General features: G+C 70.0%; 25 protein-coding genes and 1 pseudogene. 21 read left to right on the top strand and 5 right to left on the bottom strand.

Annotated features, from left to right (window positions below; all coding sequences use genetic code 11):
* Positions 1 to 75: 75 nt before the first annotated feature.
* The 3 genes from AC1DVZ_RS17430 to AC1DVZ_RS17420 all read left to right on the top strand — a co-directional run bounded on the left by AC1DVZ_RS17430 (position 76) and on the right by AC1DVZ_RS17420 (position 3,316).
* On the top strand, positions 76 to 861 hold the full coding sequence (locus AC1DVZ_RS17430; protein ID WP_477619457.1) for an L-threonylcarbamoyladenylate synthase: 786 nt from the start codon (positions 76 to 78) through the stop codon (positions 859 to 861).
* On the top strand, positions 851 to 2,131 hold the full coding sequence (locus AC1DVZ_RS17425) for a serine hydroxymethyltransferase (RefSeq protein WP_477619456.1): 1,281 nt from the start codon (positions 851 to 853) through the stop codon (positions 2,129 to 2,131). The genes AC1DVZ_RS17430 and AC1DVZ_RS17425 overlap by 11 nt, the downstream gene beginning before the upstream one ends.
* Before the next feature lie 69 nt (positions 2,132 to 2,200).
* Positions 2,201 to 3,316 carry a glycosyltransferase family 4 protein gene (locus tag AC1DVZ_RS17420; RefSeq protein ID WP_477619455.1) on the top strand — a complete coding sequence of 372 codons (1,116 nt, stop codon included), beginning with the start codon at positions 2,201 to 2,203 and terminating at the stop codon, positions 3,314 to 3,316.
* Positions 3,317 to 3,325: 9 nt separating this feature from the next.
* Here the strand turns inward: AC1DVZ_RS17420 and AC1DVZ_RS17415 are convergent, their stop codons facing one another.
* The gene (locus tag AC1DVZ_RS17415; RefSeq protein ID WP_477619454.1) at positions 3,326 to 3,949 is read right to left on the bottom strand and encodes a GNAT family N-acetyltransferase; all 624 of its coding nucleotides are present in this window, start codon (positions 3,947 to 3,949) and stop codon (positions 3,326 to 3,328) included.
* A 197-nt stretch (positions 3,950 to 4,146) separates the two neighbouring features.
* On the opposite strand from AC1DVZ_RS17415, the gene AC1DVZ_RS17410 reads away from it, so the two are divergent.
* The 11 genes and pseudogenes from AC1DVZ_RS17410 to AC1DVZ_RS17360 all read left to right on the top strand — a co-directional run bounded on the left by AC1DVZ_RS17410 (position 4,147) and on the right by AC1DVZ_RS17360 (position 12,598).
* The gene (locus tag AC1DVZ_RS17410; RefSeq protein WP_477619453.1) at positions 4,147 to 4,599 is read left to right on the top strand and encodes a hypothetical protein; all 453 of its coding nucleotides are present in this window, start codon (positions 4,147 to 4,149) and stop codon (positions 4,597 to 4,599) included.
* Between the two features lie 15 nt (positions 4,600 to 4,614).
* A complete protein-coding gene (locus AC1DVZ_RS17405) occupies positions 4,615 to 4,872 on the top strand; it encodes an AtpZ/AtpI family protein (RefSeq protein WP_477619452.1) in 258 nt (85 codons plus the stop codon).
* 103 nt (positions 4,873 to 4,975) lie between these two features.
* Positions 4,976 to 5,788, top strand: coding sequence for a F0F1 ATP synthase subunit A (atpB, locus tag AC1DVZ_RS17400; RefSeq protein WP_477619451.1), 813 nt, complete (start codon positions 4,976 to 4,978; stop codon positions 5,786 to 5,788).
* Positions 5,789 to 5,913: 125 nt separating this feature from the next.
* Entirely contained in the window at positions 5,914 to 6,120 is a 207-nt protein-coding gene (gene atpE / locus AC1DVZ_RS17395; RefSeq protein WP_056922428.1) for an ATP synthase F0 subunit C, read from the top strand.
* A 69-nt stretch (positions 6,121 to 6,189) separates the two neighbouring features.
* On the top strand, positions 6,190 to 6,765 hold the full coding sequence (locus AC1DVZ_RS17390) for a F0F1 ATP synthase subunit B (protein ID WP_477619468.1): 576 nt from the start codon (positions 6,190 to 6,192) through the stop codon (positions 6,763 to 6,765).
* Complete coding sequence (locus AC1DVZ_RS17385; protein ID WP_477619450.1) at positions 6,765 to 7,577, top strand: F0F1 ATP synthase subunit delta; 813 nt, start codon at positions 6,765 to 6,767, stop codon at positions 7,575 to 7,577. Before AC1DVZ_RS17390 ends, AC1DVZ_RS17385 begins: the two co-directional genes overlap by 1 nt.
* Positions 7,578 to 7,707: 130 nt before the next feature.
* A pseudogene (gene atpA, locus AC1DVZ_RS17380) lies at positions 7,708 to 9,243 on the top strand (F0F1 ATP synthase subunit alpha); the annotation flags it as partial.
* 106 nt (positions 9,244 to 9,349) lie between these two features.
* Entirely contained in the window at positions 9,350 to 10,249 is a 900-nt protein-coding gene (locus AC1DVZ_RS17375) for a F0F1 ATP synthase subunit gamma (protein WP_477619449.1), read from the top strand.
* An 18-nt stretch (positions 10,250 to 10,267) separates the two neighbouring features.
* Positions 10,268 to 11,725 carry a F0F1 ATP synthase subunit beta gene (gene atpD / locus AC1DVZ_RS17370; RefSeq protein WP_477619448.1) on the top strand — a complete coding sequence of 486 codons (1,458 nt, stop codon included), beginning with the start codon at positions 10,268 to 10,270 and terminating at the stop codon, positions 11,723 to 11,725.
* A gap of 159 nt (positions 11,726 to 11,884) precedes the next feature.
* Positions 11,885 to 12,154, top strand: a complete 270-nt coding sequence (locus AC1DVZ_RS17365) for a F0F1 ATP synthase subunit epsilon (protein ID WP_477619447.1) — start codon at positions 11,885 to 11,887, stop codon at positions 12,152 to 12,154.
* A 15-nt stretch (positions 12,155 to 12,169) separates the two neighbouring features.
* Positions 12,170 to 12,598 (top strand): DUF2550 family protein, encoded by a 429-nt coding sequence (locus AC1DVZ_RS17360; RefSeq protein WP_477619446.1) that lies wholly within the window; start codon positions 12,170 to 12,172, stop codon positions 12,596 to 12,598.
* A gap of 27 nt (positions 12,599 to 12,625) precedes the next feature.
* Here AC1DVZ_RS17360 and AC1DVZ_RS17355 read toward each other — a convergent pair whose 3' ends face one another.
* A complete protein-coding gene (locus AC1DVZ_RS17355; protein ID WP_477619445.1) occupies positions 12,626 to 13,258 on the bottom strand; it encodes a cob(I)yrinic acid a,c-diamide adenosyltransferase in 633 nt (210 codons plus the stop codon).
* Positions 13,259 to 13,339: 81 nt separating this feature from the next.
* Between AC1DVZ_RS17355 and murA the strand changes: the two genes are divergently transcribed.
* The 3 genes from murA (at position 13,340) to AC1DVZ_RS17340 (ending at position 17,417) form a co-directional block, all read left to right on the top strand.
* Positions 13,340 to 14,623, top strand: a complete 1,284-nt coding sequence (gene murA, locus AC1DVZ_RS17350) for a UDP-N-acetylglucosamine 1-carboxyvinyltransferase (protein WP_477619444.1) — start codon at positions 13,340 to 13,342, stop codon at positions 14,621 to 14,623.
* Between the two features lie 229 nt (positions 14,624 to 14,852).
* Entirely contained in the window at positions 14,853 to 15,218 is a 366-nt protein-coding gene (locus AC1DVZ_RS17345) for an STAS domain-containing protein (RefSeq protein ID WP_477619443.1), read from the top strand.
* Between the two features lie 186 nt (positions 15,219 to 15,404).
* Positions 15,405 to 17,417 (top strand): protein meaA, encoded by a 2,013-nt coding sequence (locus AC1DVZ_RS17340; protein WP_477619467.1) that lies wholly within the window; start codon positions 15,405 to 15,407, stop codon positions 17,415 to 17,417.
* Between the two features lie 143 nt (positions 17,418 to 17,560).
* Here the strand turns inward: AC1DVZ_RS17340 and AC1DVZ_RS17335 are convergent, their stop codons facing one another.
* A complete protein-coding gene (locus AC1DVZ_RS17335) occupies positions 17,561 to 18,763 on the bottom strand; it encodes an N-acetylglucosamine-6-phosphate deacetylase (RefSeq protein WP_477619442.1) in 1,203 nt (400 codons plus the stop codon).
* A gap of 201 nt (positions 18,764 to 18,964) precedes the next feature.
* On the opposite strand from AC1DVZ_RS17335, the gene AC1DVZ_RS17330 reads away from it, so the two are divergent.
* Positions 18,965 to 19,588: a histidine phosphatase family protein gene (locus AC1DVZ_RS17330; protein ID WP_477619441.1), complete on the top strand. Its 624-nt coding sequence runs from the start codon at positions 18,965 to 18,967 to the stop codon at positions 19,586 to 19,588.
* Positions 19,589 to 19,604: 16 nt separating this feature from the next.
* Here AC1DVZ_RS17330 and nucS read toward each other — a convergent pair whose 3' ends face one another.
* Positions 19,605 to 20,300 carry an endonuclease NucS gene (gene nucS, locus AC1DVZ_RS17325; RefSeq protein WP_477619440.1) on the bottom strand — a complete coding sequence of 232 codons (696 nt, stop codon included), beginning with the start codon at positions 20,298 to 20,300 and terminating at the stop codon, positions 19,605 to 19,607.
* A gap of 81 nt (positions 20,301 to 20,381) precedes the next feature.
* On the opposite strand from nucS, the gene AC1DVZ_RS17320 reads away from it, so the two are divergent.
* The 3 genes from AC1DVZ_RS17320 to AC1DVZ_RS17310 all read left to right on the top strand — a co-directional run bounded on the left by AC1DVZ_RS17320 (position 20,382) and on the right by AC1DVZ_RS17310 (position 23,000).
* The gene (locus AC1DVZ_RS17320; protein WP_477619439.1) at positions 20,382 to 20,786 is read left to right on the top strand and encodes a hypothetical protein; all 405 of its coding nucleotides are present in this window, start codon (positions 20,382 to 20,384) and stop codon (positions 20,784 to 20,786) included.
* An 84-nt stretch (positions 20,787 to 20,870) separates the two neighbouring features.
* Positions 20,871 to 22,649, top strand: a complete 1,779-nt coding sequence (locus AC1DVZ_RS17315) for a 3-hydroxyacyl-CoA dehydrogenase family protein (protein ID WP_477619438.1) — start codon at positions 20,871 to 20,873, stop codon at positions 22,647 to 22,649.
* Between the two features lie 51 nt (positions 22,650 to 22,700).
* Positions 22,701 to 23,000 carry a hypothetical protein gene (locus AC1DVZ_RS17310; RefSeq protein ID WP_477619437.1) on the top strand — a complete coding sequence of 100 codons (300 nt, stop codon included), beginning with the start codon at positions 22,701 to 22,703 and terminating at the stop codon, positions 22,998 to 23,000.
* Positions 23,001 to 23,018: 18 nt separating this feature from the next.
* Here the strand turns inward: AC1DVZ_RS17310 and AC1DVZ_RS17305 are convergent.
* Positions 23,019 to 24,122: AI-2E family transporter (locus AC1DVZ_RS17305; protein ID WP_477619436.1), on the bottom strand; the 1,104-nt coding region annotated here is incomplete at its 5' end.

The raw sequence follows: 24,122 nt of genomic DNA, 5'->3' as shown, positions 1-24,122 counted from the left end.
GGCATCGCACACGTGGCGTACCGCGTGCCCGACCGGGGCGGGGGCGGTGTGGGTCGGTCACTAGGCTTGGCAACCATGAGTCCGGTCTACGACTGCACCACCGAAGAGGGCCGTGTCGAGGGCGTCGCCAAGGCGGTCGAGGCGGTCCGCGCGGGCGAGATCGTCGTCCTGCCCACCGACACGGTCTACGGCGTCGGTGCCGACGCGTTCTCGGCCGAGGCCGTGGCGTCCCTGCTCGCCGCCAAGGGTCGTGGGCGCGAGATGCCTCCGCCCGTGCTGGTGCCCAGCGTGCGCACCGTCGACGGGTTGGCGACCGACGTGCCGGCCTGGGCGCGGGACCTGATCCGCGAGTTCTGGCCAGGTCCGCTCACGCTGGTCTTCAAGGCCCAGTCCTCGCTGATGTGGGACCTGGGCGAGACCAACGGGACCGTCGCGTTGCGGATGCCCCAGGACGACATCGCCCTCGCCGTGCTGAGCGAGGTGGGGCCGATGGCGGTGACCAGCGCCAACCTCACCGGCCAGCCGGCGGCCACGACGGTCACGGCGGCGGCCTCCCAGCTCGGTGCGGCCGTCACCGTCTACCTCGACGGTGGGCCGACCACGAGCACCGAGGTGTCGACGATCCTGGACTGCACCGGCGAGGAGCTCGTCCTGCTCAGGGCAGGGGCGATCAGCCTCGAGCAGATCAAGGCCGTGCTCGAGACCGAGGACGAGGACGAGGCACCAGCCGACGAGGAGGCGCCGGGCACCCCCGAGGACGAGACGCCGGGCACCCCTCAGGACGGGGACGGCGAGGCAATAGAGTTGCCTGCGGATCCCACCGTCGACAGCCCCCTCCCAGGAGACACCCATGAGCGCTGACACCTTCTACGGTTCCGACTTCGGTGCCCTCGAGTCGTTCGATCCCGAGATCGCGGGGGTGCTCGTCTCCGAGCTCGACCGCATCCGCGGAGGTCTCCAGCTGATCGCGTCGGAGAACATGTCGAGCCCCCAGGTGCTCACGGCACTCGGCTCCACGTTGTCCAACAAGTACGCCGAGGGCTACCCGGGTCGCCGCTACTACGGCGGCTGCTCCGAGGTCGACAAGGCCGAGATCCTCGCCATCGAGCGCTGCAAGACCCTGTTCGACGCCGACCACGCCAACGTCCAGGCGCACTCCGGCGCCAGCGCCAACCAGGCGGTCTACGGCGCGTTCATGCAGCCCGGCGACACCATCCTCGCGATGGCCCTGCCGATGGGCGGCCACCTCACCCACGGCACCAAGGTGTCGTTCTCGGGCAAGTGGTTCAACGCCGTCCACTACGGCGTCGACAAGCAGTCCGAGGACATCGACTACGCCGAGGTCGAGCGGCTCGCCAAGGAGCACCGGCCCAAGGTGATCCTCGCCGGCGGCTCGGCGATCCCGCGACTCATCGACTTCGAGTTCTTCCGCAGGCTGGCCGACGAGATCGGCGCCATCTTCTGGGTCGACGCCGCCCACTTCATCGGCCTCGTGGCAGGCAAGGCGATCCCCAGCCCCGTCCCGCACGCCGACGTCGTCACCTTCACGACCCACAAGGTGCTGCGCGGGCCGCGCTCGGGCGCCCTGGTCTGCAAGGAGGAGCACGCCGCGAAGCTCGACAAGGCGGTCTTCCCGATGATGCAGGGTGGTCCTCAGATGCACACGATCGCTGCCAAGGCGGTCAACTTCAAGGAGTGCGCCACCCCCGAGTACCAGGCCTACGCCAAGCAGGTCATCGAGAACGCCTCGGTCCTCGCGACCTCGTTGGGGGAGCGCGGAATCCGTCCCACGACCGGCGGCACGGACACCCACCTGAGCCTGCACGACCTCCAGGGCGTCGGCGTCACCGGCGCGGATGCCGAGGCGCGCGCCGATGCCGCCGGCATCGTCCTCAACAAGAACGCCATCCCGTTCGACCCGCAGAAGCCCAACATCGCCAGCGGCATCCGGGTCGGCACCCCGTGCGTCACCACCCAGGGCATGGGCACCGACGAGATGCGCGAGATCGCCGAGCTCATCGCCAAGGCGGTCACCCAGGGCGACGCCGACCCCGACCACGCGGTCTCCAAGGAGGTCCGCGCGGGCGTGACGGACCTCGTCACCCGCTTTCCGGCCTACGCTCGAGGCTGAGTCCCGACCCACCCCGAGTCCCGACCCACCCCGAGTCCCGACCCCCTGAGATCTGGGAGACACGCCTAGGTGCGCGAGTACCTCCTCGTCCTGATGGTCGCCGCAGTGATCACGTATGCCGCGACGCCGCTGATGCGCGCCGTCGCGGTGCGGACCGGCGCCTTCACGCCGGTGCGTGACCGCGACGTCCACTCGACCCCGATTCCCCGGCTCGGGGGAGTGGCGATCTACCTGGGGTTCGCCGCCTCGATGGTCGCGGCGAGCCACCTGCCGTTCCTCGGCCAGGTCTTCCGGCTGGGGCCGGAGCTGCGGGGGGTGCTGGTGGGTGCCGGCCTCGTCTGCCTGATCGGCGCGATCGACGACATCCGCGAGATGGACTGGCTGACCAAGATGGGCGGCCAGATGATCGCCGCCGGGATCATGGCGTTCAGCGGGGTGCTGCTCTACCAGCTGCCGATCGGCGGGGTGACGGTGCTCCCGCAGCCGATCATGGTGGGGCTGACGGTCTTCGCCGTCGTGCTGTTCACCAACGCGGTCAACTTCATCGACGGGCTCGACGGGCTCGCGGCGGGCGTGGTCGTCATCGCCGGTGCCGCGTTCTTCATCTACAGCTACGGCATCTCCCGGAGCTACGACCCCCCCAACGTGTTCTCGTCCGCGACCCTCATCTCGGCGGCGCTGATCGGCTGCTGCGTGGGATTCCTGCCGCACAACTACCACCCGGCCCGGCTGTTCATGGGCGACTCCGGCGCCCTCCTGCTGGGGCTGCTGCTCGCCGCCGCCACGATCTCCACCACGGGCAACGTGACCCCCGCCCAGGTGAGCACCAACCCGGTCGCCGCGACGCTGCTGCCGCTGGTCGTCCCCGCCGCGATCATCCTGCTGCCGCTGGTCGACATCCTGCTGGCTGTCGTGCGTCGCACCCGGCGCGGCGAGCGGCCGTGGCACCCGGACAAGCAGCACCTGCACCACCGGATGCTGCTCCTCGGTCACGGTCACCGCCGCGCGGTGATCCTCCTGTGGCTGTGGGCCGCGGTGGCCGCGATGGGTTCGGTCAGCTTCATCTTCATCGACGACGCGTGGGTCGCGGGCGGGGGAGTTCTCGCCGCCGTGGTCGTCACCGGCGTGCTGACCATCTGGCTGCCCCGCTGGTCGTTCCCGGGCCACCGCCCCACGACGACCTGACCTCACCAGCTAGCCGCGCGGCATACCCAGTCGTGGCACGAGGCCGGCCCGCACCGACGGCCACTCCTGCGCCAGCACGCTGAACACGACCGTGTCGCGGAAGCTGCCGTCAGCGCGCTTGGTGTGCCGTCGCAGGATGCCCTCTCGGGTGGCGCCGAGCCTGGCGATCGCGGCCTGGGAGCGCAGGTTGACCGCGTCGGTCTGGATCTTGACCCGCCCGAACCCACAGTCGAACGCGTGCCCGAGCAGCAACAGCTTGCACTCGGGGTTGACCTGGGTGCCCCACCACCGGGACGCGTACATCGTCCAGCCGAGGTGCACGCGCTCGTTCTCGAGGTCGACGTCGCCGAGCGAGGAGGTGCCCACCACCGTGCCGGCTCCGCCGAGCCCGCCCTCGCCGGTGAGCCGGACCGTGTATGCCGTGCGGCCGCCAGTGCGTGCCGCGATGCTCGCGGCGGTGTCGGCACGGGTGGCGGCGAGGTCGGCCGGGGGCGGTCGCATGATGAAGCCCTGCGTGTAGACGGCCGGGTCGGTGTAGACCGCGTGCAGTCCTTCGGCGTCGTCGGGCGCCATCACGTCGAGGCGGACGAAACGGCCCACGAGGGCGTCACCGGTTGGGGGAGTGGCTGACATGTCGGCAGGCTACCGGTGCCCGGAATCCCCTCGCAGCCAAGGAAATCGGTGCCCCCGCGGTGCGGCGCCGCCCGTGCGCGGGCCCCCGGTAGCGGGGTCCGAACGCTTGTGATACCTTTCACAAGCACCCCAAGGCGGGTGCAGACCACCCCTTTCGCCAGGCACCGCAGCCCCGACGAATCAGGCAGGCCAGACCGATGAGCGCAGCTCCGCACACCGACCGCGATCCGTTCGCGGTGATGCTGCGTGGAGCTTTCCTGCCGACGCTGGCCGTGGGACCGATCGCCGTCGTCGTGGCCGCCTTCGTGGGCGGTGGCAAGGCCGCCCTGGGGGCCGGCCTCGGCTTCACGATCGCCATGATCTTCTTCGCCCTCGGGCTGCTCGTGATGCGCAGGCTGGGTGGCGCCACTGATCCGCTGCGCTTCCTCGCCAGCGCCCTGGCCGTCTTCATGGGCCAGATGATCTTCCTGCTGCTCGTCATCATCGCCCTGCAGGACGCGTCCTGGTTGGACGGCACCGCCTTCGGTGTCGCCGTCCTGGCCGTCGCGCTGGTGTGGCAGGTGTTCCAGGTGATCGCCTTCGTCCGTTCCCGACGGCTTGCTTTCGACGCACCGCAGGAAACCGGGCAGGATGGGGGCTCGGCCACATGACCATTGGAGCTCACCGTGACCACACCGTCCTCGCAGCCGTCGCCGGAGTCCCGGCAGACGCCGTTGCAGCAGGCCGACTCGGGTCATCAGCGACTCGACGAAGCACGGATGTGGAACGTCGTGTCCTACCTCATCACCGGGCCGGCAATGTTCGGCGCGGCAGGGTGGGGACTGGACCACTGGCTGGGCACGACCTGGCTGGTCGCCGTGGGGATCGTGGGTGGGATGGCCCTGTCGCTGTACCTCGTGTGGTTCCGGTACGGTACGCAATGACTTCCGCAGGTCAGCTCCCCCCTGTGTATGCCGGGCCCGGGCGCGTGAACGCTGCCTTCGTTGGCCCGTGGACTGTTTCGAACGCAAAGCTCAAGGAGAACCTGTGAGTCTGAACGTGCTGGGCACCATCAGCCTGGCTGCCGAGGGCGGTGAGGGCGAGGGCTTCCACGCCCCCACGCCGGCCGAGTTCTACCAGCCCCTGATCGGGCACGGCGACTTCGCGATCACCCGCCCGATGGTGGTCCTGGCCATCTCCGTGGGACTGCTCGCCTGGTTCCTCGTGGCGACGACCAAGCGCGCGGCCATCGTGCCGGGCAAGGGTCAGTGGGTCACCGAGAACGCCTACAACTTCGTGCGCAACGGAGTGGCCCGCGACATCATCGGCAGCCACGACTTCCTGAAGTTCGTCCCGTTGCTGTTCAGCATGTTCATGCTGATCCTGGTCAACAACCTCTTCGGCATCGTCCCGCCGATCCAGTACCCCACGATGAGCCGCATCGGCTTCCCGATCGCCCTCACCCTGCTCGTCTTCGTGATCTACCACGCTGTGGGCATCAAGAAGAGCGGCGCGTGGGGACACATCAAGCACATGATCCCGCCGGGACTGCCCAAGGGCATCTACGTGCTGATCATCCCGCTGGAGCTGCTGACCTACTTCGTGACCCGCCCGCTGACGCTCGCGCTGCGACTCTTCGGCAACATGTTCGCCGGCCACATGCTCCTGCTGCTGTTCATCACCGGCGGCGAGTACATGCTGATCCACGGCGGGCTGGGGCTGAAGCTCGCGGGTGTCGGCTCCTTCGGCATGGCCTTCGTGCTGACCGCGTTCGAGGGACTGATCGAGTTCCTGCAGGCCTACATCTTCACGCTGCTCGCAGCGACCTACATCGCCGGCTCGCTCGCCGACGAACACTGAGACGTCCGGGCCACCGCACTCCGGCCCGGTGCAGGACAGCTCCACCGACAACTGAATACGCACTCTGAACTTCCGGGCGGCGATGGGCCGTGCGGATCACTGAAGAAACGAAAGAGGACCATCACATGGAAGGCAACATCGCCATCCTGGGCTACGGCCTGTCTGCGATCGGCCCCGGTGTCGGCATCGGCCTGATCTTCGCCGCCTACATCAACGGTGTCGCCCGCCAGCCCGAGGCGCGCGGCGTCCTCCAGGGCATCGCCATCCTCGGCTTCGCCCTCGCCGAGGCGCTGGCCATCTTCGGTCTGGTTCTCGCGTTCGTCTTCAAGTAAGCCGAACCCCCCAGCCCAAAGCCCCCTGGCACCACAGCACTAGGAGAACCCGTGCAGCACTTCACCGGCATCACGCAGGTGGTTGTCGCGGCCGCCGCCGAGGACACGACCGGCGAACGCCTGCCGATCCTGCCCCTCTGGGGTGAGCTGATCTTCGGCGTCATCGCCTTCGCGATCCTGTACTGGGTCGTGGCCACCAAGGTCGTGCCCAACCTCGAGAAGGCGTACGCCGAGCGCACCGCCGCGATCGAGGGCGGGATGCAGCAGGCCGAAGAGGCCCAGCAGCAGGCCCAGGCGGCTCTGGAGCAGTACCAGGCCCAGCTGACCGAGGCTCGCGCCGAGGCTGCGCGGATCCGCGAGGAGGCTCGCGAGCAGGGTGCGGCCATCGTCGTCGAGATGCGCGGTCACGCGCAGACCGAGGCGGCGCGCATCACGGAGGCTGCCCACAAGCAGATCGAGGCCGAGCGCCAGCAGGCGGTCGTCTCGCTGCGGGCGGAGGTGGGTCGCCTGTCGACCGACCTGGCCAGCCGGATCGTGGGTGAGTCCCTGCACGAGGAGACCCGTCAGAAGGGCATCGTCGACCGGTTCCTGGCCGAGCTCGAGGCCGGAGAGATCCAGCCCGAGAAGGTCGGGGAGGACGCCTGATGCGTGGATCGTCGCGTGCGGCCGCCATCGCCGGGAGCAAGGCGCTCGACGCCGCGCTAGCCGGCGGGGCAGACCGTCGCACGCTCGGTGACCAGCTGCTCGCGGTCGTCGGTGTCATCGACGGGTCGGCCACCCTGCGCCGCGCCCTCGCCGACCCGTCCCGCGAGGGAGTCGAGAAGCAGACGCTCGCCGAGCGCCTGCTCGACGGCAAGGTCTCGGCCGAGGCGATCGTCGTGGTCAAGAACCTCGTCGGGCAGCGCTGGGCCACCGAGCGCGACCTGTCCGACACCCTCGAGGAGCTCGCCGTCACGTCGATCCTCGCGGGCGCCGAGAAGGCCGGCCGGATCGACCGGGTCGAGGACGAGCTGTTCCGCTTCGAGCGCATCGTGGCCGGCAACCCCGAGCTGCGGGACCGCCTCACCAACCGTCAGGGCGACGTCGACGCCAAGGCCGGCGTGGTCAGCGAGCTGCTCGACGGCAAGGCCGCAGACGAGACGGTGCACCTGGCCCGCCAGGCCGTGCTGTCCCCGCGTGGTCGCAAGCTGGACCGCACGCTCGAGCTCTACCTCGGACTCGCGGCCAAGCGTCGTGAGCAGATCACCGCCGTGGTGACGGCGGCCACCGACCTCACCGACCAGCAGCGGGAGCGGTTKTCCGCCGCGCTGCAGGGCATCTACGGCAAGCCGGTCCTGCTCCAGGTCGTCATCGAGGAGCACGTCCTCGGCGGCATCCGGGTCCAGATCGGTGACGAGGTCGTCGACGGCACCGTGCTGCGGCGCCTGGACGAAGCCCGTCGGCACATCGCCGGCTGACCCACCGCCCCAGCGCCACGACACCACGTGGCAAACCGCACCAACTGGGCTGACAACAACTGAAGACGCTGGACCACACCACAGACTTTGGCCCGACCCACCGGGTCAGCAATCGAGGAGAAGAGATCACATGACGGAGCTTTCGATCCGTCCGGAGGAGATCCGGGACGCGCTGGACAACTTCGTTCAGTCCTATGAGCCCGGCACGGCCTCCCGCGAAGAGGTCGGCCGTGTCAGCGACGCCGGTGACGGCATCGCGCACGTCGAGGGTCTGCCGTCGTGCATGACCAACGAGCTGCTCGAGTTCGAGGACGGCACGCTGGGCCTCGCGCTCAACCTCGACGTCCACGAGATCGGTGTGGTCATCCTCGGTGACTTCTCCAAGATCGAGGAGGGCCAGGAGGTCAAGCGCACCGGAGAGGTCCTGTCGGTCCCGGTCGGCGACGAGTTCCTCGGTCGCGTGGTCAACCCCCTCGGCCAGCCGATCGACGGCCTCGGCGAGATCACGACCACCGAGCGCCGCGCCCTCGAGCTGCAGGCGCCCACCGTGGTCCAGCGCAAGTCGGTGCACCAGCCGCTGCAGACCGGCCTCAAGGCCGTTGACGCCATGACCCCCATCGGTCGCGGCCAGCGCCAGCTCATCATCGGTGACCGCCAGACCGGCAAGACCACGGTCGCGGTCGACACGATCATCAACCAGAAGCAGAACTGGGACTCCGGCGACCCGGAGCAGCAGGTCCGCTGCATCTACGTCGCCATGGGCCAGAAGGGCTCCACCATCGCTGCCGTCCGCGGCACGCTGGAGGAGGCCGGCGCGCTGGAGTACACGACGATCGTCGCGGCCCCCGCGTCCGACTCGGCGGGCTTCAAGTACCTCGCGCCCTACACCGGTTCGGCCATCGGCCAGCACTGGATGTACCAGGGCAAGCACGTCCTCATCGTGTTCGACGACCTGTCCAAGCAGGCCGAGGCCTACCGCGCCGTGTCGCTGCTGCTGCGCCGCCCGCCGGGCCGCGAGGCCTACCCCGGTGACGTGTTCTACCTGCACTCCCGCCTGCTCGAGCGTTGCGCCAAGCTGTCCGACGACCTCGGCGCGGGCTCGATGACGGGACTGCCGATCATCGAGACCAAGGCCGGCGACGTCTCGGCCTACATCCCGACCAACGTCATCTCCATCACCGACGGCCAGATCTACCTCCAGGCCGACCTGTTCAACGCCAACGTGCGTCCCGCGATCGACGTGGGTGTCTCCGTCTCCCGAGTCGGTGGCGCCGCGCAGATCAAGGCGATGAAGGACGTCTCCGGTCGTCTGAAGCTCGACCTCGCGCAGTTCCGCGCGATGGAGGCCTTCGCGATGTTCGCCTCGGACCTCGACCCGGCCTCGCGTGCCCAGCTCGCGAAGGGTGCCCGCCTCGTCGAGCTCCTCAAGCAGCGCCAGGCCGCGCCGTTCCCGGTCGAGGAGCAGGTCGTCTCGATCTGGGCCGGTACCGCGGGCCAGATCGACTCGGTCGCCGTCGAGGACGTGTCCCGCTTCGAGGGCGAGTTCCTCGACTACCTGCGTCGCGAGAAGGCCGGTCTGCTGAGCGCGATCCGCGAGTCCAAGAAGTTCGAGGACGAGACCCGCGCCGGACTCGAAGAGGCCGTGACGAAGTTCAAGGAGCAGTTCCACACCTCGTGCGCACCCGGCACCGCAGCGAACATGCCGCCCACGCGGCATACCCGAAGACACGCAGGAAACCACGAAGCGAACGAATTGAGAGAGGCGGCAACATATGGGAGCGCAGATGCGGGTCTACCGCCAGCGCATCCGGTCCGTCCAGGCGACCAAGAAGATCACGCGCGCCATGGAGCTGATCGCAGCCTCCCGCGTGGTGAAGGCGCAGCAACGGGTGCGGGAGTCCTCGCCCTATGCGCGTGCCCTGACCCGTGCGGTCTCGGCCGTCGCGACCTACTCCAACGTCGACCACCCGCTGACCACCGAGCACGAGGACGTCCGCCGTGCGGCGGTCCTCGTGGTGACGTCGGACCGCGGTCTGGCCGGTGCCTACAGCTCCTCGGTGCTCAAGGAGAGCGAGCGGCTGATCGGCGACCTGCGCGCAGCCGGCAAGGAGGTCGTCCCCTACCTCGTCGGCCGCAAGGCGGTGGGCTTCTACAAGTTCCGCAAGCGTGAGTTCGCGGACGAGTGGACCGGGTTCACCGACCAGCCGACCTTCGAGGTGGCTCGGGAGATCGGCGACGCCCTCGTCGCCGCCTTCAACCAGGACTTCGCCGAGGGTGGGGTGGACGAGGTCCACATCGTCTTCACGCGCTTCGTCAACATGGTGACGCAGGAGCCCGACGTCATCCGCATGCTGCCGCTCGAGGTGGTCGAGGGCGAAGAGGCCCCCGCCGAGGACGACGTGCTGCCGCTCTACGAGTTCGAGCCGAGCGCCGAGCAGGTGCTGGACGCGCTGCTGCCCAAGTACGTCGGGGCGCGCATCTACAACTGCCTCCTGCAGGCTGCCGCGTCCGAGCTGGCCTCGCGCCAGCGGGCCATGAAGTCGGCCACGGACAACGCCGAAGAGCTCATCAAGAAGTACACCCGGCTGGCCAACCAGGCTCGCCAGGCCGAGATCACCCAAGAGATCAGCGAGATCGTGGGCGGCTCCGACGCCCTCGCCGACGCCAGTTGAGAAGGTAGAGAGAAACCAATGACTGCCACTGTCACTGAAGAGACCAAGGCCGCCACCCCCGGTGGCATCGGCCGCATCTCCCGCATCATCGGCCCGGTCGTCGACGTCGAGTTCCCCGCCGACGCGATGCCCGAGCAGTACAACCTGCTGACCACCACGGTCGAGCTCTCGGGTGAGAAGAAGAACATCAACCTCGAGGTCGCCCAGCACATCGGCGACAACATGGTCCGCGCCATCTCGTTGCAGCCGACCGACGGCCTCGTCCGCGGCACCCAGGTGCAGGACACCGGCGGCCCCATCACCGTCCCCGTGGGCGACGCGACGCTCGGCAAGGTCTTCAACACCACCGGTGACGTCATGAACCTCGCCGAGGGCGAGACCTTCGAAGTCAAGGAGCGCTGGGGCATCCACCGCAAGGCCCCGGCCTTCGACCAGCTCGAGTCCAAGACCGAGATGTTCGAGACCGGCATCAAGGTCATCGACCTGCTGACGCCCTACGTCCAGGGTGGCAAGATCGGCCTGTTCGGCGGCGCCGGCGTGGGCAAGACGGTGCTCATCCAGGAGATGATCGCCCGAGTCGCCCGCGACCACGGTGGTGTGTCGGTGTTCGCCGGTGTCGGTGAGCGCACCCGTGAGGGCAACGACCTCATGGTCGAGATGGAGGAGGCCGGCGTCCTCGGGCAGACCGCCCTCGTCTTCGGCCAGATGGACGAGCCGCCGGGCACCCGCCTTCGCGTGGCACTGTCCGCGCTGACGATGGCGGAGTACTTCCGCGACGTGCAGAAGCAGGACGTGCTGCTCTTCATCGACAACATCTTCCGCTTCACGCAGGCCGGTTCCGAGGTCTCCACGCTGCTCGGCCGTATGCCGTCCGCCGTGGGCTACCAGCCGACCCTGGCTGACGAGATGGGCACGCTCCAGGAGCGGATCACCTCGACGCGTGGTCACTCGATCACCTCGATGCAGGCGATCTACGTGCCGGCCGACGACTACACCGACCCGGCCCCGGCCACGACGTTCGCCCACCTCGACGCGACGACCGAGCTGTCCCGCGAGATCGCCTCGCTCGGCATCTACCCGGCCGTGGACCCGCTCAGCTCGACGTCGCGGATCCTCGACCGCCGCTACATCGCGGAGGACCACTACTCCACCGCGGTGCGGGTCAAGCAGATCCTGCAGCGCAACAAGGAGCTGCAGGACATCATCGCGATCCTCGGTATCGACGAGCTCTCCGAAGAGGACAAGATCCTCGTCAACCGGGCCCGTCGCATCCAGCGCTTCCTCGGTCAGAACACCTACGTCGCCAAGCAGTTCACCGGCATCGAGGGCTCGACCGTGCCGCTGACCGACACGATCGAGGCGTTCACCAAGATCGCCGACGGCGAGTACGACCACGTGCCGGAGCAGGCGTTCTTCATGTGTGGTGGCCTCGACGACGTCGAGCGCCAGGCGGCCGAGATCGAGAAGAGCCTCTAGGTCGGCGGACGCCGTCCCTGAGGACACCGAGAACTACCTGGAATGCCACTGGGGCCGGCCGCACTGGGCCGGCCCCACGGCATACCACTGGTCGGCGGGGCACCCACCGCAGGCCGATAGACTTCAAGCACCACCCGTGCCGTACCACCGGAGGACACCGTGAGCACCCTGCAGGTTGAACTCGTCGCAGCGGACCGCAAGGTCTGGGAAGGCGACGCCGACATGGTCGTGGCCCGCACGGTCGACGGCGAGCTGGGCATCCTGCCCGGCCACACCCCGCTCCTCGGCGTCCTCGTCGAGGGTGAGGTCCGGATCAAGTCCGGCGAGGGCTCGCAGAGCGCCACCGTCGACGGCGGGTTCCTGTCCGTCGACCGCGACAAGGTGATCATCATCGCCGAGGCCGTCGACGCCTCGGCATTCACGGCCTAGCCGGAAGGGGAGAGCATGTCGCCCGTCATCTCCGCGGAGATCGTCGCCGGCGCGCTCATCCTGCTTGCGATCCTCGCGCTCACCTACATCTTCGTCCGGCGGCGGCTGCTCGCCTCCGGTGCGCCGCTCATGCTCTGCGCCATCCAGCCACACGGTCGGTCGCAGTACCGCCTGGGGCTGCTGCGCTTCTCCGGCACCACGCTCGAGTGGTTCACCCTGATCGGCCCGTCCCCCCGGTCGGCCAGGACGTGGGACCGGACCCGACTCGAGCTCGGGCCGCCGACGCAGCCCGAGACCGCCATCGCCGGGCTCCCCGAGGCCGTGACGGTGGACTGCCACTACGGCACCGACACCTTCTCGCTGGCCCTCGCCCCCTCCGCCTACACGGCGATGCGCAGCTGGCTGGAGAGCTCACCGCCCGGGTTCAACGTCAACGTCGCCTGAGGGACGGCCTGGGCATCGCGCGAGTGCCTAGCGCTTGGGCTTTTCCGGCCCTTCGGCGCGACCGCCGCCGGGCTGCCACAGCACGTCGCCGCCGATCGGGAGGTTGGCGACGCGGGCGAGCACGAACAGCAGGTCCGACAGCCGGTTGAGGTACTTCGCGGTGAGGACGTTCACGCCACCCTCGCCCTTGCTGCCGGAGCCGGGCTGGTCGCCGTAGGCCGCGATGGCTGCCCAGGACTGCCGCTCCGCGCGGCGGACCACGGTCGTGGCGACGTGCAGGTGGGCCGAGCCCACGGTGCCGCCGGGCAGGATGAACGAGCGGAGCTTCTCGACGCGCTCGAGGTAGTGGTCGCAGTCGACTTCGAGCTCGTCGATCCAGGCGGCCTCGACGCGCAACGGCGGGTACTCGTAGGTCTCCTGGAGGGGGGTGCACAGGTCGGCGCCGACGTCGAACAGGTCGTTCTGGACCCGCAGCAGGGTGGCCCTGATGTCGTCGGGCAGCTCGCCTGCGGCGAGGGCGACCCCAATGGCGGCGTTGGCCTCGTTGACGTCGGCGTACGCGAGCAGCCGGACGTCGGTCTTGCTCGTGCGGCTCATGTCCCCGAGGTGGGTCTGGCCGTCGTCGCCCGTGCGGGTGTAGATGCGCGTGAGGTTGACCATGGCTGCAGCCTCTCAGACGGCGGCGTCGAGGACGTCACCACCCGGCATACCCCCGCGTGTTCACTCACATAGGGTGGGTGGGTGGCAGAACGTTTCCGGGTCGTCGGTGGCACCAGGCTGCGCGGCGAGGTTGCCGTGTGGGGTGCCAAGAACAGCGCCCTCAAGCTCATGGCGGCAGCGCTGCTCGCGGTGGGGCGCACCCGGCTGACCAACGTCCCGGCCATCCTCGACGTGACGATCATGGCCGAGCTGCTGCGCCGGCTCGGGTGCACCGTCGACTACGACGCCGTCGCCGGTGTCGTGGAGATCGACGTGCCGGAGCAGATCGGGCACCGCGCCGACTACGACCTGGTCCGCGCCCTGCGGGCCTCGACGGCCGTCCTGGGCCCACTGGTCGCGCGCACCGGCTCGGCCGACGTGGCCATCCCCGGTGGCGACGCCATCGGATCGCGTGGTCTGGACCTGCACGCCGCCGGACTCGAGGCGCTGGGCGCCAGGGTCCACGTCACCCACGGCTTCCTCGTCGCGGAGGCGCCCGGGGGGCTCGACGGGGCCGAGATCCGCCTCGAGTTCCCCAGCGTCGGCGCCACCGAGAACGTCCTGACCGCCGCCGTGCTGGCACGGGGGACGACTCGCCTCGAGAACGCCGCGCGCGAGCCGGAGATCGTCGACATCGCGGAGATGCTGATCTCCATGGGAGCGCGGATCAGCGGGGCCGGTTCGTCGGTCATCGACATCGACGGCGTCCCGTCCCTGCGACCCACCGAGCACGCCGTCGTCCCGGACCGGATCGCGGCAGGCACCTGGGCGTTCGCCGCGGCTGCCACCCGAGGCGACGTCGAGGTGGTGGGGGCGCGCCCGGAGCACCTCCTCAGTGCCCTGGAGCTGGTCAGGGCGAGCGGTGCCACCGTGACGACGACCGACCGCGGGTTCCGGGTGGACTCCGGGGGCCGTCGACCGCGGGCCTTCGACGTGGCCACGCTGCCCTATCCCGGCTTCCCCACCGACCTCCAGCCGTTCGCCCTGGCCTGCAACGCGGTGGCCGACGGGTCGGCGATGATCACGGAGAACCTCTTCGAGGCACGGTTCCGCACGGTCCAGGAGCTGAACCGGCTCGGTGCCGAGACCCGCATCGACGGTCACCACGTGATGGTCCACGGTGTGGAGACCCTGTCCGGCGCGCCGGTCGAGGCCAGCGACATCAGGGCCGGTGCCGCTCTGGTGATCGCGGGGCTGGTGGCCGACGGGATCACGACGGTGAGCGGTGCGCAGCACATCGACCGCGGCTACGCCGGGTTCGCCGAGAGCATGCAGGGGCTGGGCGCGGACGTCACGCGTGAGCCGGACGACGACCCCTTCGTCTGAGCCGAGTTCCTCCGTCTCGACGGACCTTCGCGGCCCTCACGCGGCTCCCACGCGGCTCCCACGCGGCACCAAGGGCGGCTCCCAGGCGGCTCCCAGGCGGGCCAGACGCGGCCCACGACAGCCCCGACGGCGAGCACCTTTACCAGATCTTGATCTGGGTGGCGGCAACCGGGACCCCCCAACGCGGCGTCGGTGTGGGTGAATGTGTCTCACGGACAAGGGGGTTCGCATGTCGATCGGTGCCATCGGGGCTCTGCCCGTGCAGGTCCGTGCCATGCGCACTGGGCAGGAAGTCGCCATCATCGGCCGCATCGACGTGCACACGGTCCCCGATGTCCGGCTCCTGCTGCACGAGATCATCGACACGGGTTGCGGTGACGTCCACATGCGGCTCGCGGGCGCCGAGATCGGCGACGCGACCGGGCTGGGGGTCCTCGTCGAGGCCTACAACCGGGCCCGGCGCGCGGGACGGCGGCTGGCCGTCGTCGACATGACCGAGCGCACCGGACGGCTGTTGCGTGCATCACGCCTGGACCGCGCGCTGGTGCTCCGGGAGGTCGTCCCAGCCGTCACTGTGGCGGCTGTCACCGCCTGAACGCCTCCCTCGTCCTGCACTGCCGCAGGTACCTTCGGCCGTATGGCTGAGCTCCCTGACGTCCCGACACCTCCCTCAGAGTCGCCCGTCAGCCCGGCGTCCGTCAGCCCGGCGTCCGTCAGCCCGGCGCCCGCCGTCACCGGCGCGGCAGAGCCGTCACGTCCCGAGCGCGACCGCCCCTGGGTGATGCGCACGTATGCCGGTCACTCCAGCGCCGCTGCCAGCAACGAGCTCTACCGCCGCAACCTCGCCAAGGGCCAGACCGGCCTGTCGGTCGCCTTCGACCTGCCGACCCAGACCGGCTACGACCCCGACCACCCGTTGGCGCGTGGCGAGGTCGGCAAGGTGGGCGTGCCGATCTCGCACATCGGCGACATGCGGGCACTGTTCGACCAGATCCCCCTGGACCAGATGAACACGTCCATGACGATCAACGCCACCGCGATGTGGCTGCTCGCGATGTACCAGGTCGTCGCGGAGGAGCAGGCCGAGGCGACCGGCGCCGACCCTCAGGCAGCCGTCCGCGCCCTGGCCGGTACGACGCAGAACGACATCATCAAGGAGTACCTGTCGCGCGGGACCTACGTCTTCGCGCCCGGCCCCTCGCTGCGCCTCATCACGGACATGGTCGCCTACACCGTCTCCGACATCCCGAAGTGGAACCCGACCAACATCTGCAGCTACCACCTGCAGGAGGCCGGCGCGACTCCGGTGCAGGAGATCGCCTACTCGATGTGCACCGCCATCGCCGTGCTCGACGCGGTGCGGGACGCGGGTCAGGTGCCGCCGGAACGGTTCGGTGAGGTCGTCGCGCGGATCTCGTTCTTCGTCAACGCTGGGGTCCGCTTCGTCGAGGAGATGTGCAAGATGCGCGCCTTCGTCCAGCTGTGGGACGAGCTGACGCGCGAGCGCTACGGCGTGACCGACGCCAAGCAGCGGCGCTTCCGCTACGGCGTGCAGGTCAACTCGCTCGGGCTGACCGAGGCCCAGCCCGAGAACAACGTCCAGCGGATCGTGCTGGAGATGCTCGCGGTGACCCTGTCGAAGGACGCTCGCGCCCGCGCCGTGCAGCTCCCTGCCTGGAACGAGGCGCTGGGCCTGCCACGACCGTGGGACCAGCAGTGGTCGCTGCGGATGCAGCAGGTGCTGGCCTTCGAGTCCGACCTGCTCGAGTACGACGACCTGTTCACCGGATCCCTCGTCGTGGAGAACAAGGTGGCCGACCTCGTGGCCGGCGCCAAGGCGGAGATCGCCCGGGTGCAGGAGCTGGGCGGGGCCGTCCCCGCGGTCGAGAGCGGTTACATGAAGTCGGCCCTGGTGGCCTCGCACTCGCTGCGTCGGCAGCGGATCGAGGCCGGCGAGGACGTCGTCGTCGGCGTGAACCGGTTCCAGACGACCGAGCCCAACCCGCTCACGGCAGACCTGGACGCGGCCATCCAGACCGTCGACCACGACGTGGAGGCCAAGGCGGCCGCGGCCGTCCGCGAGTGGCGCGAGCGGCGTGACGCCGACCCCCGGGGCCGCGATCGCGCCGCCGCTGCCCTCGCGGCCCTCGCCGCCGACGCCCGCAYCGGCGCGAACCTCATGCCGGCCTCGCTCGAGGCCGCGCGCGCCGGAGTCACCACGGGGGAGTGGGCCCAGGCACTGCGCGAGGAGTTCGGCGAGTTCCGCGCCCCGACCGGCGTCTCGGGTTCGGTCGGTGTCTCCAGCGGCGGTAGTGACGAGCTGAAGGCGGTTCGAGCGGACGTCAGCCGCACCGGGGACGAGCTGGGGGAGCGGCTGCGCGTGCTCGTCGCGAAGCCGGGGCTCGATGGGCACAGCAACGGCGCCGAGCAGGTCGCCGTCAGGGCGAGGGATGCCGGTTTCGAGGTCGTCTACCAGGGGATCCGGCTGACGCCGGAGCAGATCGTGGCGGCCGCGGTCGCCGAAGACGTGCACCTGGTCGGGATCTCGATCCTGTCGGGCTCGCACATGGAGCTGGTGCCCGAGATCCTCGCCGGCCTCCGGGCTGCGGGTGCGGGCGACGTGCCCGTGATCGTCGGGGGGATCATCCCCGACACGGACGCCCGCGCGTTGCGCGCCCTCGGCGTGGCCGCGGTCTTCACGCCGAAGGACTTCGGGCTCAACGACATCATGGGCCAGTTCGTGAAGATCATCAGGTCCTCGCGAGGCCTGGAGGCCGCCGCCGCCACCGGCTGACTGCACTTCTGGCCGGCGATGCTCCACGATCTCCCGCTGCGACGTCCCGGGTGAGAGATGCGTGGCCAGAAGTCGCGGAAGGGGCTGGGGCAGGGGTCGCGGGACGGGCTCGCTCAGAGCCAGCGGCCGCGGGACGGACTCGGTCAGAGCCAGCTTCCACGGCGCAGCACCCGGTGCACGGTCAGCTCCTCGTCGACCACGACGACGTCGGCGCCAGCTCCCGCTGACAGCGAGCCCACGTCGGGCAGCGCCAGCGCACGGGAGGGGGTCGCCGAGGCCGCCTTCACCGCATCGGCCAGGGGGATGCCCAGGTCGCCGACGAGCCAGCGCACCTGGTCGATGAGGGTGCTGACCCCTCCGGCGAGGCTGCCGCTGCCGGTCAGGCGAGCCGCGCGGTCGCGGACCGTGACGTCGAGGCCGCCGAGCGCGTAGGCGCCCTCCGGCAGGCCGCTGGCAGCCATCGCGTCGCTGACCAGGGCGACGTGGTCGGGGCCCACGGCGTCGAAGACCATCCGCACGGTGCCTCCGTCGAGGTGCACGCCGTCGGCGATCAGCTCGACCACGGCCTCGCCCCGCGCGGCGGCAGCGATCGACGCACCCACGGGACCCGGTGCCCGTGACAGGAGCGGCGGCATACCGTTGAAGAGGTGGGTCGCGAGCGGCAAGCCGCCCCGGACACTGTGTGCGGCAACGGATTCGAGGGCGCGGGTCGCAAGGCCGTAGTCGGCGTCGGTGTGTCCCAGCGAACCCAGCGCGCCGACGCCGGCGAGTGCGGCGGGCACGGCGTCGCCTCCGGCGCGCTCGGGCGCCCACGTCATGTGGGCGAACGAACCCTCCCCGCCGGCCTCGGCCAGGGCTTCGACCAGCGCGACGTCGGCGTCGACGAGGGCGGCAGGGTTCTGTGCCCCGCACCGGACCGTCGACAGGAACGGCCCCTCGAGGTGTATGCCGGCCAGCTCGCCTCCGCGGACCAGCTCGCCCAGGGCGTGCGCACCGTCGAGCAGGGTCCGTGCCGGAGCCGACACGAGCGACCCGACGACCGTGGTCGAACCCTGGCGGTGGTGGTGCGTGGCCGCCGTGCGCCCGCTCTCGACATCGGGGCCGAACTCGCCACCGTTGCCGCCGTGGCAGTGGATGTCGACCAGCCCCGGGAGCAGGGTCAGTCCCGAGCGCCAGCCCTGGGGCGGGGCCACGCCCACCCACTCCGGAGGCAGGGAGCTGCGCTCACCGGCATACGTGATGAGGTCGTCGGTGATGGCGACGGCGCCGTCTGCCACGACGCGATCCGGCAGGACGACGGCGCCGGTGAGCAGGATGCGCTGGGCGCTCGGGCTCGGAGAGGTCACGTGAGGATGATGGACCGTGACAGGTGCCTGGGTCGATCCGGCTCCACGCCGGCCTGCTCCGCCTTGGCGACGCAGAGGCGGTGCGCCGGCTGCCGCGCTGGTCGAGTTCCGGGCCGCCGGCATCAGGGTCGAGATCGTCTGAGGCGCGCACGCTTCGTAGCCGCGCCACGCGGCATACCCGAAGCGCCTAGTCTCGAAGCCATGAGCGACCTGCACTGCGCCGCAACCCTGCTCATCGCACGCCACGGCGACGCCGAGTACGGCCACCCGTCGGTGCTGTCCGACGAGGGTGGCTGGCTGTCGCCGAAGGGAGTCGAGCAGACCAGGTCGCTGGCGTCCGCGGTGGCCACGCGGAAGGTCGCACGGGTCTACACGAGCACGTACGCCCGGGCCATCGAGTCGGGCGCGATCGCGGCCCGGGCCCTGGGGGTCGACGCGCGGGCGGTGGCGGGGCTGGAGGAGTTCTCCGTCGGGGCCCTGGCGGGCCGGCCGCACGACGACCCGGAGCTCGCCTCGGTGTTCACGTCCTGGGTCCACGGCGACCTGCGCCGGTGCATCCCCGGCGGGGAGACGGGCGAGGAGGTCGTGGCCCGCTACCGCGAGGCGCTGCAGGCGATCGCCGACCAGTTCCGGGGTGAGACGGTGCTGGTGTTCTCACACGGCGGCGTCATGTCGTTCGTCCTGCCCCGGATCTCCGGCAACGTCCGCGACGACCTCGCCGCCGCCAGGTACCTCCCGAACTGCACGGTGGCGGAGGTGTCGGTGGACGGTGACGGGTTCGAGGTGCTGAGCTGGCCGGGGTCGACCGATCGCGCCGTCGTCTAGACCGTGGTGACCGGGGCTAGAAGAGCCGGTGCTCGCTGTTGTCGATGCCCTTGAGGGCGTCGTAGTCGAGCGTGACGCAGCGGATGCCGCGGTCCGTGGCCAGAGTGCGCGCCTGGGGCTTGATCTCCTGGGCGGCGAAGACGCCGGTCACGGGGGACAGGTGCGGGTCGCGGTTCATCAGCTCGAGGTAGCGGGTCAGCTGCTCGACGCCGTCGATGTCGCCGCGCCGCTTGATCTCGACCGCCACCGAGGCGCCCGTGGCGTCCTTGCACAGGATGTCGACCGGGCCGATGGCCGTCATGTACTCACGGCGGACCAGGCTGAAGCCGTCACCCAGGGTGTGGATGTGCTCGGCCAGCAGCTTCTGGAGGTGGGCCTCCACGCCGTCCTTGATCAGCCCCGGGTCGACGCCCAGGTCGTGCGCGGAGTCGTGGAGCACGTCGTGGATGAGCACCCGCAGCCGGTCCTCCGACTTCGCGTGCTGCACCTGCCACACGGCGGTGACCCCGGAGGCGGCCTCGTGGGCCTCGGGCTCGACCTCCGCCATCGCGCAGGGGGGTGACATCCAGTTCAGGGGCTTGTAGGACCCGCCGTCGCTGTGGACGAGCACCGAACCGTCCGCCTTCACGAGCAGGAGCCTCGTCGCCAGGGGGAGGTGGGCCGACAGACGCCCGTCGTAGTCCACAGAGCACTTCGCAATGACCAGCCGCACGAGGGGTCACTCTACGGCCCGCAGACCGTTGCGCGTGCCGGGGTCGTGAGCGCACACTCATGGGACAAAGAGGTGAGTGGTATGCCGTCCGTCCTGGGCAACGTTGCCGGTCTCGCCCTCGTGATGGGCACCCTCGTGAGCGGGGTGCGCTGGCTCACCACGGGCCAGCCACCCAGGCTGCTCGAGCCCACCGTCGCCAGGGCGCAGTCGTGGCGCGCCTCGCGTCGCCCAGCCGTCGAACCGATCCCGCCCGTCCTGCTCGCCCTGGAGCTCAGCCGCCTGGCCGCGCACATCCGACGGGTCGAGGAGGGCGACCAGCCCCGCAAGGCCGAGCGGCTGATGGCGGCGCGACTGGCCTACGACCACGCGCTGCGTGACTACTGCAAGGCAGTCGACATCCCGGTGCCCAGGGCGATCCGCGGGCTGTCCCGCGAACAGCGCTTCCACATGGAGTCCGCCCTCATCGGTGCCGGCCACGACTGGTGACCTCTGGGGACCGAGCACGCAGGGTGGTGACCGTCACGCTCCCCGGGGGTCCACGCGGCATACCTGCTCTGCCAGACTCGCGGCATGGCTCGTGAGTTCAGCAAGGTCGGAGTAATCGGTCTCGGCACCATGGGTGCGGGCATCGTCGAGGTGTTCGCCCGCAACGGCATCGACGTCGTCGCCGTCGAGGTCGACGAGGCGGCGGTGGAGAAGGGCCGCGGGGTGCTCGAGCACTCCACGGGCAGGGCCGTCAGCCGCGGGAAGCTGAGCGAGGAGGACCAGGCGGCGCTTCACTCGCGGGTCCAGTTCACCTCGAGCCTCGACGAGCTCGCCGACTGCCAGCTCGTGGTCGAGGCCGTGCCGGAGCACCTGGAGCTCAAGAAGGAGCTCCTCGGCAAGCTCGACGCCATCGTCGGCCCGGACGCCATCCTCGCGACCAACACCTCGTCGCTGTCGGTGACCGAGATCGCGGTGGCGACCGGCAACCCCAAGCGGGTCGTCGGCATGCACTTCTTCAACCCCGCCCCCGTGCTGCAGTTCGTCGAGGTGATCCGCACGGTCGTCACCGAGGACGAGGTCTTCGAGGACGTCAAGGCGCTCGCGATCCGGCTCGGGAAGCAGCCCGTCATCGTGGGGGACAAGGCCGGGTTCATCGCCAACGCCCTGCTGTTCGGCTACCTCAACCACGCCGTCTCCATGTTCGAGTCGCGCTACGCCAGCCGCGAGGACATCGACGCGGCGATGAAGCTCGGCTGCGGCTACCCCATGGGCCCGCTCGCGTTGATGGACCTGATCGGTCTCGACACCGCCTACGAGATCCTCGACACGATGTACAAGCAGGGCCGCGACCGCCTCCACGCCCCGAGCCCGGTCATCAAGCAGATGGTCAGCGCTGGTCTCAAGGGCCGCAAGAGCGGTCGCGGGTTCTACACCTACGCAGAGCCGGGCAGCAGCCAGGTCGTCGACGACGGTCTCACCCCGACGTCGGCCGGCGAGTCCGGGGCCGCACTGCGTGAGGTCCGCACGGTCGGCGTCGTCGGCTCCGGGACGATGGCGACCGGCATCATCGAGGTCTTCGCCAAGGCCGGCTACGACGTCGTCTACGTCACCCGCAGCCAGCCCAAGGTCGACGCGGTGACGGCTGCCATCACCAAGTCGCTGGAGAAGGCCGTCCAGCGCGGCAAGCTCAGCGAGGAGGACCGTGCCGCGGCCCTGGGCCACCTGACCGGCACCACGTCCCTGGACGACCTGGCGTCCGCCGATCTCGTCGTCGAAGCCGTGGTCGAGGACCTGGCCGTGAAGAAGGCGCTGTTCGAGAACCTCGACGAGATCTGCCGCCCGGGCGTGATCCTGGCCACCACGACCTCGTCGCTGCCGGTCGTCGACTGCGCGGCCGCCACCTCGCGTCCGCAGGACGTGATCGGGATGCACTTCTTCAACCCGGCCCAGATCATGAAGCTCGTCGAGGTCGTCCACACGGTCTCGACCGCGCCGGACGTCGTGGCGACGGTGCAGGACGTCTGCGCCAAGGTCGGCAAGCACGCGGTCACCTGTGGCGACCGCTCCGGCTTCATCGTCAACGCGCTGCTGTTCCCCTACCTCAACGACGCCGTGAAGATGCTCAACGCCAACTACGCCACGGCCGACGCGATCGACACCGCGATGAAGACCGGGTGCGGCCTGCCCATGGGGCCGTTCGAGCTGCTCGACGTCGTCGGCAACGACGTGTCGCTGGCGATCCAGCGCGAGCTCTACCTCGAGTTCCGCGAGCCCGGCTTCGCGCCGGCTCCGCTGCTCGAGCACATGGTCACGGCCGGCTACCTCGGCCGCAAGACGGGGCGCGGCTTCCGCACCTACGCCTGATCGGCGTCGGGCGCGGCGTTCGGGTCGGGCCGCCTCTGGGAGACTGGGCCCATGCCCCGAGCCAACCGGCGTCGCCGTGACGACGCCCCGCTGAACCTCGACCGCGCGGTCGGCGGGACCGCGCGACGGGAGGGGTATGCCGGGGGCGAGTGGTTCGTGCGGCGTGTCACCGGGAGCGGGGCGAGCCGGGCGTACCTGTGCCCCGGCTGCCAGCAGAACATCGCGATGGGGACGCCCCACGTGGTGGCCTGGCCGGCCGAGGGCATGGGTGGCCTGGACGACCGTCGGCACTGGCACACCCCCTGCTGGGAGGCGCGCGACCGCCGGCACACCCGCGGGGCGACCCGCTGACCCCGCGCCCACCCACGATCAGTGGCGGCGCTGACGCGGCAGCAGGACCTCTTCGTAGAGCAGCAGCAGGCCAGCGGCCACCGGGATCGCGAGCAGGGCGCCGAGGACACCCAGGAGCGTGCCGCCGGCGAGGGCCGCCACCACCGTGACCGCGCCAGGAACCGACACGGTGCGCTGCATGATCTTGGGCGCGACGATGTAGTTCTCGACCTGCTGGTAGACCACGTAGTAGATGATCGCGATCACGGCCTTCTTGGGCTCGTCGAAGACCGCGACCAGGCAGACGACGGCGGCACCGATCGTGGCACCGACCATGGGGATGAGCCCGAGGAAGCCGACCGCGACAGCCAGCACCGCGGCATACGGGATGCCGACGATCATCATCATGATCCACGAGCAGATCGCGTTGATCGTCGCGACGGCGACCTGGCCGGCCGCGTAGGAACCCGTTCGGCGCATGATCTCCTCGGACAGCGAGATCACCCGGGGGCGACGCGAGGCGGGGACGATCGCGTAGGCCCCCTGCTTGACGCGCGGGAAGGACGCGAGGAGGAAGAGCGTCAGGACGAGCACGGTGAACGTCTGGAAGATGCCGCCGATGACCGCGACGCCGACGCCCAGCACCCCGCCGAACACCTGGCTGATGAAGTTGCCGTCGGTGATCCGCTTGTTGAACTCGGTCTGGATCTTGTCGACGACGTCGTAGTGCCGGTCGAGGTCCTTGACGAAGCTGCTGCTCAGCACCTGGTCGAGGTAGTCAGGGGCCTTCTGCGCGAGCTCGCTGCCCTGGGTGATGACCGGGGGGACCACGACCAGCCCGAGCAGGGTGAAGACCGCGACCACACCGGCGAAGACCACCGCGACCGCGCCACCGCGACGCAGGCCGTGGCGGGTCAGGAACTCGACGAGTGGGTTCAGCGTGAGGGCGAGGAAGAAGGCGATGACGACGAGGGTCAGGACCGTCGTCAGGCGTCCCAGGGTCTGCCACAGCAGCAGGGCCGTGAGCACGCCGATGCCGCCCACGAAGCCCATGTAGAACGGTGACTGGCGGTTGAGCGGGCGCCCCGCCTGTCCGTAGCGGCGGCCCCGACCCTGGTCCTGACCCTGGTCACGGCCACGCCC

The sequence above is a fragment of the Pedococcus sp. P2_E5 genome (genome assembly GCF_056403895.1).
This window is presented reverse-complemented; position numbering and strand designations above follow the sequence as displayed.

Coding starts and splice junctions, on each gene's coding strand:
- AC1DVZ_RS17430 (WP_477619457.1), top strand. CDS start 76: ATGAGTCCGGTCTACGACTGCACCACCGAAGAGGGCCGTGTCGAGGGC.
- AC1DVZ_RS17425 (WP_477619456.1), top strand. CDS start 851: ATGAGCGCTGACACCTTCTACGGTTCCGACTTCGGTGCCCTCGAGTCG.
- AC1DVZ_RS17415 (WP_477619454.1), bottom strand. CDS start 3,949: ATGTCAGCCACTCCCCCAACCGGTGACGCCCTCGTGGGCCGTTTCGTC.
- AC1DVZ_RS17410 (WP_477619453.1), top strand. CDS start 4,147: ATGAGCGCAGCTCCGCACACCGACCGCGATCCGTTCGCGGTGATGCTG.
- atpE (WP_056922428.1), top strand. CDS start 5,914: ATGGAAGGCAACATCGCCATCCTGGGCTACGGCCTGTCTGCGATCGGC.
- AC1DVZ_RS17375 (WP_477619449.1), top strand. CDS start 9,350: ATGGGAGCGCAGATGCGGGTCTACCGCCAGCGCATCCGGTCCGTCCAG.
- atpD (WP_477619448.1), top strand. CDS start 10,268: ATGACTGCCACTGTCACTGAAGAGACCAAGGCCGCCACCCCCGGTGGC.
- AC1DVZ_RS17360 (WP_477619446.1), top strand. CDS start 12,170: ATGTCGCCCGTCATCTCCGCGGAGATCGTCGCCGGCGCGCTCATCCTG.
- AC1DVZ_RS17355 (WP_477619445.1), bottom strand. CDS start 13,258: ATGGTCAACCTCACGCGCATCTACACCCGCACGGGCGACGACGGCCAG.
- AC1DVZ_RS17345 (WP_477619443.1), top strand. CDS start 14,853: ATGTCGATCGGTGCCATCGGGGCTCTGCCCGTGCAGGTCCGTGCCATG.
- AC1DVZ_RS17330 (WP_477619441.1), top strand. CDS start 18,965: ATGAGCGACCTGCACTGCGCCGCAACCCTGCTCATCGCACGCCACGGC.
- AC1DVZ_RS17320 (WP_477619439.1), top strand. CDS start 20,382: ATGCCGTCCGTCCTGGGCAACGTTGCCGGTCTCGCCCTCGTGATGGGC.
- AC1DVZ_RS17315 (WP_477619438.1), top strand. CDS start 20,871: ATGGCTCGTGAGTTCAGCAAGGTCGGAGTAATCGGTCTCGGCACCATG.
- AC1DVZ_RS17310 (WP_477619437.1), top strand. CDS start 22,701: ATGCCCCGAGCCAACCGGCGTCGCCGTGACGACGCCCCGCTGAACCTC.